We start from the raw sequence: 14,938 nt of genomic DNA on the forward strand, positions 1-14,938 counted from the left end.
TGATCCTCAGCGGAAAGAATATTGGCTATGGTCGATGACGCCGCACGTGACCTCAGGCGCGAACGCCGGCGCGGACGCGTCGGCGAAGCCGGCAGCGAAAGCAGCCGGCGGCCCGACTATCGCTCGCTGAAGAACTCTTTCCTGCTACAGCCGGTGTTTTCGGCCGACCAGGTCGCCGCGATTCACGACACCGCATTGCGCGTGCTGGAAGACCTCGGCATCAAGGTGCTGCTGCCTGAGGCGCGTGCCCTTTTTGCCGGCGCCGGCGCCGTGGTCGACGACGACAGCCAGATGGTGCGCATCGGCCGCGACATCGTCGCGGCGGCGCTCGCCTCGGCGCCGAAATCGATCCGGGCGCATGGCGGTGACCGCGCCCGCGATCTGATGCTCGAGCTCGGCTCGCTGACGTTCCTGGCCGGATCCGGTGCGCCCAACGTCACCGATCTCGAACGCGGCCGGCAGCCGGGAACGCTTGCCGCCTTCGAGGATCTGCTTCGGCTGGTGCAACATTTCGACGTTCTGCACATGCTGGGCCCGTGCATCGAGCCGCAGGACATCGACAACCGCTTCCGCCACTATGCCGTCAATCGCGCGCAGCTGACGCTGTCCGACAAGTTCCCGTTCGTCTTCGCGCGCGGCACGCCGCAGGTCGAGGACGGCTTCGAGATGCTGCGGCTGGCGCGTGGTCTGTCCGAGGACGAGTTTCGTTCGGGCGCGTATTGTTACACCGTCATCAACACCAATTCGCCGCGCCAGCTCGACATTCCGATGGCGCAAGGCATCATCGACTTTGCCAAGGCCGGCCAGGTGCTGATCATCACGCCGTTTTGCCTGGCCGGCGCCATGGCGCCGATCACCGTCGCCGGGGCGCTGACGCTGCAGCATGCCGAGGCACTGGCCGGGCTGGCGCTGGCGCAGATCGTGCGGCCCGGCGCGCCGGTCGTCTACGGCTCCTTCTCGTCCAATGTCGACATGAAGTCCGGGGCGCCGGCCTTCGGCACGCCCGAACACGTCAAGGCGACACTCGGCGCCGGCCAGCTTGCGCGTTTCATTGGCCTGCCATGGCGCTCCGGCGGCGGCAGCGCCGCCAACATTTCCGACGCGCAGGCAGCCCATGAAACGCAGTTTGCGCTGTGGGGCACGGTGCTTGCGGGCGCCACCGTCTGCATCCACGCCGCGGGCTGGCTCGAGGGCGGGTTGAGCGTGTCCTTCGAAAAACTGATCACCGATGTCGAGGCGTTGCAGACGGTCGCGGAACTCTGCGCGACGACGCCGGGCGATGAGGATGCGATCGGCTTCGAGGCCATTGCGGAAGTGCAGCCGGGCGGTCATTTTTTCGCGGCGGGACACACCATGGCGCGCTACCGCACCGCTTTTTACGAGCCGCTGGTGGCCGACTGGTCGAATTTCGGCAATTGGACGCAGGCCGGATCAAAGACCGCGACCGAGCGCGCCACGGGCATCTGGAAACGGCTGCTGGCCGACTTCCGGCCGCCGGCTTCCGCCGCCGCCAGCGCCGGCATCCTCGATGAATTCATAGCGCGGCGCACCGAGCAGGGCGGGGCAGCACCGGTGTCGTGAGCGTCAGCGCAGGATGCTGACTGCCCTGCGCGAGTAGGTGGTGTCGTCGAGCTGGGCGAGCATGAACGCCGCTACGTCGGCCCGCGCCAGTGTCGGCAGCAACGACGCCGACCGGATGCCATTGCCGTGGCGAAATTCACCCGTTGCCGCCCCATTGCTCAGCTTGGGCGGCCGCACGATGGTCCAGTCGAGATTGGATTGAACGATCAGGCTTTCCTTCACTTCGTGGTCCGCCACCTCATGGCGCAGCACCAATGGTGCGATGATGTTGCCCAACAGTGGGCCTAGTTGCCGCCGGCTGTCGCGAACGCCAAGGAATGAAAGATAGATGAGCCGTTCGGGGCCGGCCCGCTGCATCGCCGCGACGATGAAGCCGATGCCGGCAACAACGGCCGGATCGCGTTTCAGCGGCACGCCCACCCCAAGACAGCTGAAAACCGCATCATACCTAACAACGGCGCGTTCGACTGCCTGCCGATCGGCGACGTTTCCGACGATCACCTTCAGATTTTCGTGGCTGATGGCAAGCTTGCCCGGCGTGCGGACGAAGGCGGTCACCGCATGGCCCTTCGCCAACGCCGCCGAGACAAGCAGTCGACCCGTCGCACCGGAAGCGCCGAAGATCAGCAGTTTCATCGTCCGCTCCTGGAAACCGTTAGCCCCGCTTACGCCCGGCGACGAAGGCGACAGGCGCCCCGGTCGGGCCGGGCAGCAACCGGCTGTCGGAATAGCCGCTCTGATCGACCAGGTCCTGGGCTGCGCCCTTTTCAAAAACCGTGCCGCCCCACATTGTGGTGCGGAAGCGGGCGAGGGCGTCTCCCAGTGCATCCGGTCCAGGATTGACCATTGCCAGCAGCAGCCAGCCGCCGGGCCGCAACGCGGCGTGGCTGCGCTTGACGATGGCCCTGACATCCGGCTCGGGGATGAAGGCGCTTGGTACGAAAACAAGGTCGAACGCGTCCGTGTCCGCGATATCCTGGCCCAGCCCGGTGCGTAGTTCGATGCGATGTTCGAGCCCGGCTGCCCTGACGTTGGCAGCGGCCTGCGCGATGGCTTCAGGCAGGGGATCGACACCGACCGCCTTCAGCCCGGGCCATTGTCGCAGCATCGACACCGACAGGGCGCCGACGCCGACGCCGATATCCAGGAAGGCTGCGCCCGGTGCGGCGAGCCTCTCCGGCAAACCGGCCAGTTGTGGCGCGATCAGCCGCTTCAGCAACGCCGGGAAGCCAGATGAAACGTCGCCGAAGGCCTGGCGTAAACAGGCTTCCAGGGCCTCGACGCTTTCGGAGGAGCGCGACAGCAGCTTGCCACCTGAAAGCAGGTCGACCCGGATGCTGGCCAGCACCGGCGTAAGTTCGATGACGCCAGCACTTGCCACGACGTCGGAGGCGCCGAGTTCGGCAAGCACGGCCCCTGTGCGCCGGGCCACACTGCCCTCGAGTGGCGTGCCGGAAATACGCGCCTCCATCGCCAAACCGAGCGCCACCAACGCATTGGCCGACGTCGCGTGCCGCGCCACCATCGTTCGCAAACCTTCGATATCCATCGATCGCTTCCCTGAATTGGATCAGGCCTATTCTCGCGCGGACGTCAAATTCAGGCGATTTGCAATTTCCGCGCATGCTTGTGCAAAACTGCACAGGTGCGCGGCGAGGAATTGATCTAGACTAGGTTCGTGATCAAGACCGGCGAACCGGACTGGAACGATCTGCGCTACTTTCTCGCTGCCGCCCGCGCGGGAACGTTGTCGGGAGCTGCGCGCGTGCTCGGCGTGCGTCACACGACGATCAGCCGGCGCCTGGCTGCTCTTGAGGCGGCACTCGGGGTTTCGCTTGTCGTGCGAACGCGGCAAGGTATCGAGATCACGCCGCTTGGCCAGACATTGCTGCCGCTCGGTGATGAGCTTGGACGCACCATGCAAGCACTGACGGCGCTTGTGCGTTCGGGCAAGAATAGCGTTCGGCTGGCACTGCCGTCGGGCTTCAGCCCCCTTTTTGCCGAGCGTATGGCCGGGTTCCATAACGCCCACCCCGATATCAATCTTGAACTGACGAGCGGCAGCAGGCCCGTGGACCTGCAGCACGGCGAGGCCGACCTAGCGGTCAGGATCGGCACCATCGCCGACGACGATTTGATCGCGCAGAAGCTTTGTGTTGCGGGCTGGTCGATCTATGCGTCCCAGCGCTATCTCGACCGTCACCCGATGCCCATCGACCCTCGCCAGCTGGCCGGACACGAGATCATTGGATTTCACGCAAGCCTTGCCGGCGTCCCCGGCGCCAAATGGGTTGAGGCGCACGGCGCCGGCGCGGCAATTGTCCTTCGCGTTGCCGAAATGACGGAAATGCTGGCGGCGGCTCTGAGTGGCGCCGGTCTGGCGGTAATGCCCTGCATGTTGGCCGAAGCTGAACCGCGGATGGTGCGCCTTGCCCCCGACATTCTCGGCAGTCATCCGGTGTCGCTCGTCTATCGCCGTGAAATCGGGGCGGAGGCGCCGGTGCGCGCCGTCATCCGCTTCGTTTCTACCATCATCAAGGACCATGCCGAGGTGATCAGCGGCGAGACGCAGTAGGGGCATGGTGCAGCCGCTTGCGCGAGGTGCCGAGGATTGGCAGTCGTCACACGGGACGCTTGTCCCGCTCTTTGCGGGTCGCACCGTATCGTCCGGCGTTGGTTCTCTCGGAAGACTCGCTGGATACTCGATTTGCGGGAGCGCCAGAGAATCTTGCGATCCGTGATAATATTAACAGGTATTATTTCCGCCAGGTCTCTCACCACAGTTGGGTCATGCCAAATGCCTGAGAATTGAATTTCCGCTGTGAAACACCTATCTTAGAGTGAAATTCACGTTTTCGACTTTAGCTGCAAGGAGATTTTACGGATGGCCCAAGGCAATCAGAACATCATGGGAAAATCTGAGGCTCGCTTCATGGAAAATCAAAAGAAGACGGCGGAGCGGAACAAAGCAACTGCCGAATATCTCTCGGAGGCGAAGGCCAGGACCATCAAGACGGCAAGGCTGAGGGAATTGCGACTGGCCAAGGAAGAGGCAGACCGCGCGGCGGCAGCTCTGAATCCGGTCGCCCCGAAGAAGAAGCGGGCGTCGCGGGCACTCAAGCAGGCCGTATCCGCATCGACGCAGGCGAAATCATGAGCCTGACATTTCCCAATCCCAGCCGCAGCTAGGAAGCAAACGCATCCGCTTCGTCTGCCGAGGCGTCGCGCATCCCAGGAGCAGGGCTTATTCCCGAGATCATGAAGGTTCATAATCCGCATGAGACGCGCTGATTCGCGCTTTGCCGGGACGCCGTCATGCAACGCAGCTACGCAGCAGGGAGGTCGACGCGACGGGCGAAGGGAAAGACGATGACCGCGCCGGCCGTCGAATTGCAGAGGGCCATATTCGAGGCAGTGAACGGCGATCCCCACCTGTCGGCGGCACTGGGCGATGCAAGATTGTTCGACCATGCGCCGGAAAATGTTGCGTTCCCCCACATGACCTTCGGCCGCACCAGCGTCTACGATTGGGCAACGGGGATGGAGAACGACGCAGAACAGTTGCTGACGTTGCATGTCTGGTCGAAATCAGAGGCTAGCAAGGAAACCAATGACATCATGGAGCTTGTTAGCACCCGCCTGCGCGATACGGCTCTCTCGCTCGGCGAAAATCGCCGCGCCTACCTCAAGCTCGAATTCGCCGAAGCCCGCTACGACGAGGACCTTTCGGCCCATCACGGGCTGCTGCGCTTCCGCGCCGTGATCAGGGACGAGGGCTGACCACCGGGCACTTTTTGCAAATCGGGCAATTTTGTTCTTGCTTTGTGCCGGCAGCTATGCTACTAATTCTCTTATGGTGCTGATGGCGCCAGCGACCCGCCGCAGAGGCGGGTTTTTTGTTTCAGGTTCGGTTTGCCTGAACTGCCATCGGTTGCCTTGGGCCGGATGCTTCGTCCTCCCAAATGGTCCTGCCCGCCAGATGATGCCGGTTGTCGGCGAAGGATTGGAGGGCTAGGTTAAACATTGGCGATTTCGCGGAGCCGGGCGGCGAAATGGCAATCCGGTAATCTCGCGCTTCAGGGGTGTGGCGGGCATGCATTCGAGCGTTCACCGTTCATATCACGTTCAGCACCGGCGCGTTAGAACGCTGACCATGAACATCCTTCGCCCCCACTTCCGGACCGCGGCACTGGCGCTCGCAGCCGCCGGTCTGCTTGCGTCGCAAGCGATGGCGATCCCCGTTGTCGTGCCCGAGCAGCCGCAGCCGGTCGTCCTCGCCGCCTCCGACTGCTACGCGATCGGCCAGCAGGTGGCCGAGCAGAATGGCGGCACCTTGGCCAAAGCCTCGCAGTCGACACGCGGCGGCCAGCCGGTCTGCATCATCGTCGTGCTCGTTCCGGGCAAGGAAGGGCAGCGTCCGCGTCGCTCGGAGATCGTCGTTCCGCTGAACTGAATCGTGCCGTTTCCCAGTCTGCCGGAATCGGCCTATATCTGACCAGTTTCAACAGGCCTCCCGCATGCGCGTACTCGTCGTCGAAGATGACAAGGATCTCAACCGGCAGATCGGCGATGCGCTGGTCGATGCCGGCTATGTCGTCGACCGCGCTTTCGACGGCGAGGAAGGGCTTTTTCTCGGCGACACCGAGCCCTACGATGCCGTGGTGCTCGATATCGGCCTGCCGCAGATGGACGGCATCAGCGTGGTCGAACGCTGGCGGCGCGGCGGCCGCAAGATGCCGGTGCTGATCCTGACGGCACGCGACCGCTGGAGCGACAAGGTTGCCGGCATCGACGCCGGCGCCGACGACTACGTCACCAAACCCTTCCACATCGAGGAAATCCTGGCCAGGGTGCGGGCCTTGATCCGGCGTGCTGCCGGGCACGCTTCGTCCGAACTGACCTGCGGGCCGCTCCGCCTCGACACCAAGGCCTCCAAGGCCGACGTCGACGGCGTGCCGCTGAAGCTGACCTCGCACGAATTCCGCTTGCTTGCCTATTTGATGCACCACATGGGCGAGGTGGTGTCCCGGACCGAGCTTGTCGAGCATCTCTACGACCAGGATTTCGACCGCGATTCCAACACGATCGAGGTCTTTGTCGGACGGCTTCGCAAGAAGATGGGCATCGACATGATCGAAACTGTTCGCGGCATGGGCTACCGCATGCGTAAGCCGGAGGCGTAACGCGGAACCGCTGCCTACAAAACCCGCCGTCTCGAACACGCCGTCGCTGCGGTCATGGCCGCGTTCGGTGGCGTTTCGCGTCATCGCCTTTTCCACGGTCTGGGCGATCCTCACTCTGGTCGTCATCTTCACCTTGATCACCACGCTCTATCGCCAGGCCAGCGAGCGCGGTTTCGACAGCCTGCTTTCGGCGCATCTGTTCAACCTGATCGGCTCGGTCGGCGTTTCTGAAAGCGGCCAATTGACCGGCGCCCCCGACCTTGGTGATTTGAGGTTCTCGGAACCGAATTCCGGCTGGTACTGGTCGGTCGAGCCTGCCTCGGAAGGCGTGCACGGCGATCTCCATTCGTCGTCGATGACCAAGGCGATCCCGTCGCCAAGCGTTGCCGAGGTGCCCTTCAATGCCAGCTTCCAGCGCAGCTATTCAGCGGACGGCATCGGAGGCGAGCAGTTGGAGGTGTTCGAGAGCGAGTTCGTGCTCGATGCGAAAAACCGCGCCGCGCGCTTCCGCGTCATGGGCAACCAGACCGAGCTCGAGCAGGAAATCGCCACCTTCCAGCGGCGCCTTTTGACCTATCTGTCGCTGTTCGGCGTCGGCATGATCGCCATCAATGCGATTGCCATCCTGCTCGGCCTGCAGCCGCTGCGCCGGGTCAGGAATGCGCTTGCCATGGTGCGCGAAGGAACCGCGCAGCGCCTAGACGGCCGTTTCCCGGCCGAGATCGAGCCGCTCGCCAACGAGACCAATGCGCTGATCGAGAACAACAGGCGTATCGTCGAGCGGTCGCGCACGCAGGTCGGCAACCTGGCTCACTCGCTGAAGACGCCGCTTGCCGTGCTGCTCAACGAGGGACGGGCGCTGGGTGGCGCCAAGGGCCAGCTGATCGCCGAGCAGGCCGCTTCCATGCAAAAGCAAGTGGACCATTATCTGCAACGTGCCCGCGTCGCCGCGCAGCGCGACAGCGTCGTCTACCGTACGCCGGTGGCGCCGCTGGTCCAGCGCATGGTTCGGGTGCTGCAGAAGCTCAACCCGCAGACGGCGCTGTCGCTCTCACTGCCGGCCACCGACATCGTCTTTGCCGGCGAACGCGAGGACCTGGAGGAGCTGCTCGGCAATCTGCTCGACAATGCGATGAAATGGGCAAGGAGCGCGGTCGCCGTTTCGGTCAAGCCAATCTCCAGCAAGGGTGGCGCTGGCACGGAAGGCGCAGCCAACCTGTTCGAGATCAGCATCGAGGATGACGGCCCCGGCATTCCCGACGACAAGGCGCGCGAGGTGTTGCAGCGCGGCCGGCGTCTCGACGAGACAAAACCGGGCAGCGGGCTCGGACTTGCCATTGTCGCCGACCTTGTCAACGAGTATGGAGGCTCTCTGGCGCTGGAACGATCCGTCATGGGTGGATTGAAGGCGATGGTTCGATTGCGGAGCCTTCAGTAATGCTTTTCCAGATTGCTTTTCCAGGTGGCCGGCTGCGGCCAAATTTCCGACAAACATCGACATTATGGCCGCGCCAGCTGCTGACAGCGCGGCGGTCCAGCTCAAGAAAGCCGGTATTGGCATGAAGATTCGCGTCGCGCTCGTTTCCGCCCTGCTCGCCGTCTCCGGCTGCACAACGCTCGGCAAGGGCCCGGCCGTTACGGTGACGCCGGCCGCGACGCCCCCCAGCGGCGCCAAGGTGGCGACGACGATCATCTCCGCCATGGGCGGCGGCCTCGTCGGCGGCTCTATCGGCGCCGGCCTGAGCGAGACCGAGAAGCGCAGCGCGCTTGAGGCGGAATACAAGGCGCTTGAATACATGGCGAGCGGCCAGAAAGTGGCTTGGAAGAGCGACGGTTCGGCCCATCGCGGCGAAGTGGTCGCCGCCCAGCCCTATCGCGTCGGCTCGCAGGACTGCCGGCAATACACCCATACGGTGTTTACCGGCACCGCCGGCGCCACCGCGCGCGGAACCGCCTGCCGCAATGCCGACGGCAGCTGGACGCCGCTGACGTAGCTGGCCGGCCGCCGATCCGCCGATTCCGGTCCGGCACTAAAGCGCGTCGCGTTCGACCGGCCTCATGCGAGGCGCTTTAGGTTCTTGTTTTGATGCATGGTCGTTATCGCAAAACCGCTGCACACTTTTGCGCGACATGCATTATCGATCGGAGCGGCCCCGCCAAAGCGTCGCAGCACGCTTGTGTTGGCAGGGCAAGGGTCTCGTTCTATTGGAAGAGCCATGCTGTTCTGGGTCATAGCTGCACTCCTGACGCTGGGCGCAAGCCTGGCGGTGCTGCTGCCGTTGGCCGGCGGATCGAAGAACGCGTCCGCTGCCGGCGATCACGACCTTGAAGTCTATCGCGACCAGCTGGCCGAGCTTGACCGCGATATGGCGCGTGGCCTGATCCAGCCAATGGAGGCCGAAGAGGCACGCGCCGAAATCGCCCGCCGCATCCTTCGCCTGAGCAATACCGGCCACGCCGACGACACGGCGACGCAGCCGTCGCGGTCGACAAGGCTGGTGGCGACGGCGGCCGTGCTGCTGGTTCCGCTGGTCAGCTGGGGCCTCTATGGCCAGCTCGGCTCACCCGACCTGCCGTCGCAGCCGCTCAGCGAACGCCTGGCCAAGAACCCCGCCGACAGCTCGGTCGACGAGCTGATAGCCCGCGCCGAGGCGCACCTGGCGGCCAACCCATCCGATGGCCGCGGCTGGGACGTGCTGGCGCCGGTCTATCTGCGCATGCAGCGATACGCCGATGCGGTGACCGCTTATCGCAACGCCATCCGCCTCGACGGCGACAGCGCCGCCCGCCAGGCGGGTCTTGGCGAGGCGATCGCCAATGCGGCCGGCGGCATTGTCTCCGCCGAAGCGCAGGCGGCTTTCGAGGCGGCGTTGAAGCTCGATCCGGCCAATCCGAAGGCCTCGTTCTATCTCGCCATGGGCATGGCACAGGAAGGCCGCATAGCTGAAGCCACGGCGGCCTGGCAAAAGATGCTTGCCGCCTTGCCGCAGGGCTCGCCGTGGCGCGGCGCCGTCGAGCAGGCGCTGGCCGAATCCGCCGCGCGCAGCGTCGCTTCGGAGGCGCCCGCGAAAGGGCCGACCGCCGAGGATATCGATGCTGCTTCCTCGATGTCGCCGCAGGACCGGCAAGCCATGATCAGCACCATGGTTGCCGGCCTCGACGAAAAGCTTCGGCAAAATCCGCGCGACGAGGAAGGGTGGATGCAGCTCGTTCGTTCCTATGCCGTGCTGGGCAAGACAGATCAGGCGCGTGACGCGCTCAATCGCGGTATCGCCGTCTTTGGCGCGGACAGTGACCAGGCCAGGAAATTCACCGCCTTTGCCGCCTCGCTCGGCGTGACGGCGACGGAGTAGACGATGACGCGCAAGCAGAAACGACTGTCGGTGATCGCAGCGGGGCTGGGGTTTCTCGGTGTTGCCACGGGGCTGACCTTCTATGCGCTTGGCCAGAAGGCCTCCTATTTCTACATGCCGGCCGATCTGGCCACCGCCAGCCTTCAGCCGGGCCAGCGCATCAGGCTCGGCGGTCTCGTCGAAAAAGGCACGGTCGAGCGTGGCCAAGGCGCCACCGTCGCCTTTTCGGTGACCGACAACCAGAAGGACGTCAAGGTCACCTATACCGGCATTCTTCCCGACCTCTTCCGGGAAGGACAGGGCGTGATCACCGAAGGCTCGTTTGGCCCTGACGGAATCTTTGTCGCCGACAGCGTGCTGGCCAAGCATGACGAGACCTATATGCCCAAGGAAGTGGCCGATGGCCTCAAGGCCAAGGGCGTATGGCAGGAGAGCAAGAGTGACTAGCGGGTGCGGTGACAATGGTTGAAACCGGACATTTCGCCCTGGTCCTGGCGTTTGCGCTGGCCCTGGTGCAGACGATGGTGCCGCTGTTCGGTGCGCGCACCGGCAACCACAAGATGATGGCCGTCGGCGCACCGGCCGCGCTGACCGGCTTTGCCTTGACGGCGCTGTCTTTCGTGGCGCTGGCAACCGCCTACGCCGGCTCCGACTTCTCGGTTGAGAGCGTCTGGGAGAACTCGCATTCGCTGCAGCCGCTGATCTACAAGATCACCGGAACCTGGGGCAATCACGAAGGTTCGATGCTGCTCTGGGTGCTGATCCTGACCTTCTTCGGCGCGCTCGTCGCCGTCTTCGGCGGCAATCTTCCGGCGACGCTCCGGGCCAATGTGCTTGCCGTGCAGGGAGCGATCGGCGCCACTTTCTTCCTGTTCATCCTGACGACATCGAACCCGTTCGTCAGGCTCAATCCGGCGCCTATCGAGGGCCGCGATCTCAACCCGATCCTGCAGGACCTCGGGCTCGCCATCCATCCGCCGCTGCTTTATCTCGGCTATGTCGGTTTCTCGATCTGCTTTTCCTTCTCTGTCGCTGCCCTCATCGAGGGCCGCATTGACGCTTCGTGGGCGCGCTGGGTAAGGCCGTGGACATTGGTTGCCTGGATGTTCCTCACTGGCGGCATCGCCATGGGCTCCTACTGGGCCTATTACGAGCTCGGCTGGGGCGGCTTCTGGTTCTGGGATCCGGTCGAGAACGCATCCTTCATGCCGTGGCTGGCGGGCACGGCGCTGCTGCATTCGGCGATCGTCATGGAAAAGCGCTCGGCGCTGAAGATCTGGACGCTGCTTCTGTCGATCCTGACCTTCTCACTGTCGCTGCTCGGCACCTTCCTGGTGCGTTCCGGCGTGCTGACCTCGGTGCACGCATTCGCCACCGATCCGACGCGTGGCGTGTTCATCCTCTGCATCCTGACGCTGTTCATCGGCGGCTCGCTGGCGCTGTTTGCCTTGCGCGCCTCCCGGCTGACGGCCGGCGGCCTGTTTCACCCGATCTCGCGCGAAGGCGCGCTGGTCCTGAACAATCTGTTCCTGACCACCGCCACCGCCACCGTGCTGGTCGGCACGCTCTACCCGCTCGTCGTCGAAGCCCTGTCTGCCGACAAGATTTCGGTCGGCGCGCCGTTCTTCAACCTGACATTCGGCCCGCTGATGGTGCCGCTGCTGGTCGTCGTGCCGTTCGGGCCGCTGCTCGCCTGGAAGCGCGGCGACATTTTCGCGGTCGCCCAGCGCCTGATGGCGGCTTTCGCGGCGGCGCTGCTCGCCGTGCTGGTGACGGCCCTGTTCATCGATGGCGCTTCGGTGTTGGCGGCACTCGGTGTCGGCCTTGCCTTCTGGCTGATCTGCGGCGCGCTCACCGATCTCGCCGTCAAATCCGGCTTCGGCACCGTCGCGCCCGCCACCATGCTCAGGCGCTTCGCCGGCCTGCCGCGCTCGGTCTTCGGCACAGCGCTTGCGCATCTCGGCCTCGGGCTGACAACGCTCGGCATTGTCGGCACGCTTTGCTTCGGCACCGAAAAAATCCTGTCGTTGCATGCCGGCGAGACCGTCGAACTGTCCGGCCACAAGCTGCGCTTCGAGGGGCTCTACCCGGCCCAGGGGCCTAACTACAGTGAGGATCGCGGCCGCTTCGCCCTGCTTGGCGCCGACGGTAGCGTCACCGGCGAGATCACCTCGGCCAAGCGCTCATATCCGGTGCGCCAGATGACCACAACCGAATCCGGCATCAGGACGATCGGCTTCAGCCAGCTCTATCTTTCGCTTGGCGACGAGGGCAGCGATGGCTCTGTGGTCGTTCGTCTGTGGTGGAAGCCGCTGGTGACGCTGATCTGGGGCGGCGGACTGGTAATGATGGCGGGCGCGGCGATGTCGCTGCTCGACCGCCGCCTGCGCGTCGGCGCACCGTCGCGCCGCAAGGCTGCGGCCGGCGTGCCATCGGCGAGCCCGCAATGAAAAGGGTCACGCTGGCCTCGCTGGTCCTGCTGCTGGCGCTGTTGTTCGCCGGCGCCGCGCAGGCGGTCAAGCCCGACGAGGTGCTCGCCGACCCGGCACTCGAGGCGAGGGCGCGCGCTTTGTCGGAAGGCCTGCGCTGCATGGTCTGCCAGAACCAGTCGATCGACGAGTCCGATGCCGACCTCGCCCGCGACCTGCGCATCCTTGTGCGCCAGCGCCTGGTCGCCGGCGATACCGACCGGCAGGTGATGGACTATGTCGTTTCGCGCTACGGCGAATTCGTGCTGCTGAAGCCACGCTTCAATCTGCGCAATGTTTTGCTCTGGGGGACGCCAGTTCTTCTGCTGCTCGTTGGCGGGACATTCATCCTGCTGGCCGCCCGCTCGCGCCGTTCGACGGTGACCGCTGCATTAACTGCCGAGGAACAGGCGGCGCTGGACAAGATGCTCCGCCGCGATTGATCGATACATTACGAAAGTTTCATGTACCGGAAATGGCGCCGTAATGTGCGGCTCTCTATTTCCTTTGTCGAGGATGCCAATCAAGGGGCGTCCCTTGAAAAGAGGATACGAGAACCATGAATGTTGCCCCCAATTCATATCTACGCACCCGCAAACGCCTTCTGGCCGCAGCGGCATCCCTGGCCATTGCCGGCGCGATCGGCTTTGGTGCTGTTGCCACCGGGACAGCCCCGGTGCTGGCCGACGCCGTGCGTGTCGAGGCACCGCAGGTCCCGAGCTTCGCCGATGTGGTCGAGCGCGTTTCGCCGGCGGTCGTCAGCGTGCGCGTCAAGGCCAAGATCCAGTCGACAGCCGATGACGGTTCCGGCCAGATGGACGACGAGGATGGCTTAGGCAATCTTCCCGACAACCCGCAGCTGCGCCGGTTCTTCCGCGAATTCCGCGGCTTTGGCGATCAAGGCGGCGATCAGGGCCCGAACGGAATGCGCCGTTTTGGACACCGTGACCGCAACAACGACCAGCCGCGGCCGGTGGCGCAAGGGTCCGGTTTCTTCATCTCCGATGACGGCTATCTCGTCACCAACAACCATGTCGTCGAGGAGGGCACCGCATTCACCGTGGTGACCAATGACGGCAAGGAACTCGACGCCAAGCTGATCGGCACCGATCCGCGCACCGATCTTGCCGTGCTCAAGGTCGATGACGGCAGCAAGTTCACCTATGTCGACTTCGCCGACGATTCCAAGGTTCGCGTCGGCGACTGGGTGGTGGCTGTCGGCAATCCGTTCGGCCTCGGCGGCACGGTTACCGCAGGCATCGTTTCGGCCCGCGGCCGCGATATCGGCGCCGGTCCCTATGACGACTTCATCCAGATCGACGCCTCGGTGAACCGCGGCAATTCGGGCGGCCCGACCTTTAACCTCAACGGCCAGGTTGTCGGCATCAACACCGCGATCTTCTCGCCGTCGGGCGGCAGCGTCGGCATTGCCTTCGACATTCCCGCTTCGACCGCCAAGCAGGTCGTGCAGGATCTGATGAAGAACGGTACAGTCCAGCGCGGCTGGCTCGGCGTCGAAATCCAGCCGGTCACGCCCGAAATCGCCGAGTCGCTTGGCCTTGGGTCCGGCAAGGGCGCGCTCGTTGCCAGCGCGCAGGACAACGGTCCCGGGAAGAAGGCCGGCATCACCGCCGGTGACGTGATCACCCAGGTGGACGGCAAGGACGTTGCTTCGCCGAAGGAACTCGCCCGTCTGATTGGCGCTTACTCGCCCGGCAAATCTGTCGATGTCACGGTGTGGCGCAACGGCAAGAGCGAGGCGGTTAAGGTCGATCTCGGCAAGCTGCCGTCGAGCGACAAGCAGGCCTCGGCCGACCAGCAGCCCGCCCCCGCGCCGAAGACCGACACGCTCGCCGATCTCGGCCTGACCGTCACCAAGTCTGACAATGGCAAGGGCCTTGTGGTGACCGATGTCGACCCCGACAGCGATGCCGCCGATCGCGGCATCCAGCCCGGCGACGTCATCACCTCCGTCAATTCGACGGAAGTGAACGGCACCGGCGACGTCGACAAGGCGATGGCCGACGCGGTGAAGTCCGGCCGCAAGGCGGTGCTGATGCAGATCACCCGCGACGACAGCAACCGCTTCGTCGCACTGCCTGTCGCCAAGGGCTGAGCGCATGACCCCGAACACGTATTCCGTTTTCGGAAAGGCTCATGCGCGGATTCAAGGTGCTAGAGCGTCCTTTGCGCGTCCAAGAGGACGCGCGGCGCTCTAGTGGTCGACTTTTCCGGTGCGGCGGTTTTCAACACCCCCGAGCCGCCGCACGGGAAAGCACGGGGCCTGAATACGTTAGTCAGTCATCGTGTTCCGCCCCAGCGGCAGCGGGCTTCCCATCGCCCGCTGCCGCTC

Annotated in this window: 15 protein-coding genes; 13 read left to right on the forward strand and 2 right to left on the reverse strand. The window is 64.4% G+C overall.

The window, feature by feature from the left end; genetic code table 11:
* Window positions 1-27: 27 nt before the first annotated feature.
* Window positions 28-1,581 carry a trimethylamine methyltransferase family protein gene (locus NKI18_RS28520; RefSeq protein WP_352620765.1) on the forward strand — a complete coding sequence of 518 codons (1,554 nt, stop codon included), beginning with the start codon at window positions 28-30 and terminating at the stop codon, window positions 1,579-1,581.
* 3 nt (window positions 1,582-1,584) lie between these two features.
* On the opposite strand, the gene NKI18_RS28525 is transcribed toward NKI18_RS28520, so the two are convergent.
* Window positions 1,585-2,217, reverse strand: coding sequence for an NAD(P)-dependent oxidoreductase (locus NKI18_RS28525; RefSeq protein WP_352620747.1), 633 nt, complete (start codon window positions 2,215-2,217; stop codon window positions 1,585-1,587).
* 19 nt (window positions 2,218-2,236) lie between these two features.
* Window positions 2,237-3,130, reverse strand: a complete 894-nt coding sequence (locus NKI18_RS28530; RefSeq protein ID WP_352620746.1) for a methyltransferase domain-containing protein — start codon at window positions 3,128-3,130, stop codon at window positions 2,237-2,239.
* Between the two features lie 129 nt (window positions 3,131-3,259).
* Between NKI18_RS28530 and NKI18_RS28535 the strand changes: the two genes are divergently transcribed.
* The 12 genes from NKI18_RS28535 (at window position 3,260) to NKI18_RS28590 (ending at window position 14,701) form a co-directional block, all read left to right on the forward strand.
* Window positions 3,260-4,156: a LysR family transcriptional regulator gene (locus NKI18_RS28535; RefSeq protein WP_352620744.1), complete on the forward strand. Its 897-nt coding sequence runs from the start codon at window positions 3,260-3,262 to the stop codon at window positions 4,154-4,156.
* A gap of 309 nt (window positions 4,157-4,465) precedes the next feature.
* Complete coding sequence (locus tag NKI18_RS28540; RefSeq protein ID WP_023677828.1) at window positions 4,466-4,738, forward strand: hypothetical protein; 273 nt, start codon at window positions 4,466-4,468, stop codon at window positions 4,736-4,738.
* A 212-nt stretch (window positions 4,739-4,950) separates the two neighbouring features.
* Window positions 4,951-5,361 carry a DUF3168 domain-containing protein gene (locus NKI18_RS28545; protein ID WP_352620742.1) on the forward strand — a complete coding sequence of 137 codons (411 nt, stop codon included), beginning with the start codon at window positions 4,951-4,953 and terminating at the stop codon, window positions 5,359-5,361.
* Between the two features lie 373 nt (window positions 5,362-5,734).
* The gene (locus tag NKI18_RS28550; RefSeq protein ID WP_352620741.1) at window positions 5,735-6,034 is read left to right on the forward strand and encodes a hypothetical protein; all 300 of its coding nucleotides are present in this window, start codon (window positions 5,735-5,737) and stop codon (window positions 6,032-6,034) included.
* Window positions 6,035-6,098: 64 nt separating this feature from the next.
* A complete protein-coding gene (locus NKI18_RS28555; protein ID WP_352454330.1) occupies window positions 6,099-6,764 on the forward strand; it encodes a response regulator transcription factor in 666 nt (221 codons plus the stop codon).
* A 10-nt stretch (window positions 6,765-6,774) separates the two neighbouring features.
* A complete protein-coding gene (locus tag NKI18_RS28560; protein WP_352620763.1) occupies window positions 6,775-8,202 on the forward strand; it encodes an ATP-binding protein in 1,428 nt (475 codons plus the stop codon).
* 121 nt (window positions 8,203-8,323) lie between these two features.
* Complete coding sequence (locus tag NKI18_RS28565; RefSeq protein WP_352620739.1) at window positions 8,324-8,758, forward strand: RT0821/Lpp0805 family surface protein; 435 nt, start codon at window positions 8,324-8,326, stop codon at window positions 8,756-8,758.
* Window positions 8,759-8,980: 222 nt separating this feature from the next.
* A complete protein-coding gene (gene ccmI, locus NKI18_RS28570) occupies window positions 8,981-10,117 on the forward strand; it encodes a c-type cytochrome biogenesis protein CcmI (RefSeq protein ID WP_352620737.1) in 1,137 nt (378 codons plus the stop codon).
* 3 nt (window positions 10,118-10,120) lie between these two features.
* Complete coding sequence (gene ccmE / locus NKI18_RS28575; protein ID WP_352471012.1) at window positions 10,121-10,564, forward strand: cytochrome c maturation protein CcmE; 444 nt, start codon at window positions 10,121-10,123, stop codon at window positions 10,562-10,564.
* Between the two features lie 14 nt (window positions 10,565-10,578).
* Window positions 10,579-12,567, forward strand: coding sequence for a heme lyase CcmF/NrfE family subunit (locus tag NKI18_RS28580; RefSeq protein ID WP_352620735.1), 1,989 nt, complete (start codon window positions 10,579-10,581; stop codon window positions 12,565-12,567).
* A complete protein-coding gene (locus tag NKI18_RS28585) occupies window positions 12,564-13,028 on the forward strand; it encodes a cytochrome c-type biogenesis protein (RefSeq protein ID WP_084641257.1) in 465 nt (154 codons plus the stop codon). The genes NKI18_RS28580 and NKI18_RS28585 overlap by 4 nt, the downstream gene beginning before the upstream one ends.
* A gap of 116 nt (window positions 13,029-13,144) precedes the next feature.
* Window positions 13,145-14,701, forward strand: a complete 1,557-nt coding sequence (locus NKI18_RS28590; RefSeq protein ID WP_352620734.1) for a Do family serine endopeptidase — start codon at window positions 13,145-13,147, stop codon at window positions 14,699-14,701.
* Window positions 14,702-14,938: the final 237 nt, after the last annotated feature.

The organism is Mesorhizobium sp. M0800, assembly GCF_040320095.1.
In the GTDB taxonomy this organism is placed as follows: Bacteria; Pseudomonadota; Alphaproteobacteria; order Rhizobiales; family Rhizobiaceae; genus Mesorhizobium.

Excerpts from the sequence above, each read along its gene's own strand:
- NKI18_RS28520 (WP_352620765.1), top strand. The coding sequence starts at position 28 with ATGGTCGATGACGCCGCACGTGACCTCAGGCGCGAACGCCGGCGCGGA.
- NKI18_RS28525 (WP_352620747.1), bottom strand. The coding sequence starts at position 2,217 with ATGAAACTGCTGATCTTCGGCGCTTCCGGTGCGACGGGTCGACTGCTT.
- NKI18_RS28530 (WP_352620746.1), bottom strand. The coding sequence starts at position 3,130 with ATGGATATCGAAGGTTTGCGAACGATGGTGGCGCGGCACGCGACGTCG.
- NKI18_RS28540 (WP_023677828.1), top strand. The coding sequence starts at position 4,466 with ATGGCCCAAGGCAATCAGAACATCATGGGAAAATCTGAGGCTCGCTTC.
- NKI18_RS28545 (WP_352620742.1), top strand. The coding sequence starts at position 4,951 with ATGACCGCGCCGGCCGTCGAATTGCAGAGGGCCATATTCGAGGCAGTG.
- NKI18_RS28550 (WP_352620741.1), top strand. The coding sequence starts at position 5,735 with ATGAACATCCTTCGCCCCCACTTCCGGACCGCGGCACTGGCGCTCGCA.
- NKI18_RS28555 (WP_352454330.1), top strand. The coding sequence starts at position 6,099 with ATGCGCGTACTCGTCGTCGAAGATGACAAGGATCTCAACCGGCAGATC.
- NKI18_RS28565 (WP_352620739.1), top strand. The coding sequence starts at position 8,324 with ATGAAGATTCGCGTCGCGCTCGTTTCCGCCCTGCTCGCCGTCTCCGGC.
- ccmI (WP_352620737.1), top strand. The coding sequence starts at position 8,981 with ATGCTGTTCTGGGTCATAGCTGCACTCCTGACGCTGGGCGCAAGCCTG.
- ccmE (WP_352471012.1), top strand. The coding sequence starts at position 10,121 with ATGACGCGCAAGCAGAAACGACTGTCGGTGATCGCAGCGGGGCTGGGG.
- NKI18_RS28580 (WP_352620735.1), top strand. The coding sequence starts at position 10,579 with ATGGTTGAAACCGGACATTTCGCCCTGGTCCTGGCGTTTGCGCTGGCC.
- NKI18_RS28585 (WP_084641257.1), top strand. The coding sequence starts at position 12,564 with ATGAAAAGGGTCACGCTGGCCTCGCTGGTCCTGCTGCTGGCGCTGTTG.
- NKI18_RS28590 (WP_352620734.1), top strand. The coding sequence starts at position 13,145 with ATGAATGTTGCCCCCAATTCATATCTACGCACCCGCAAACGCCTTCTG.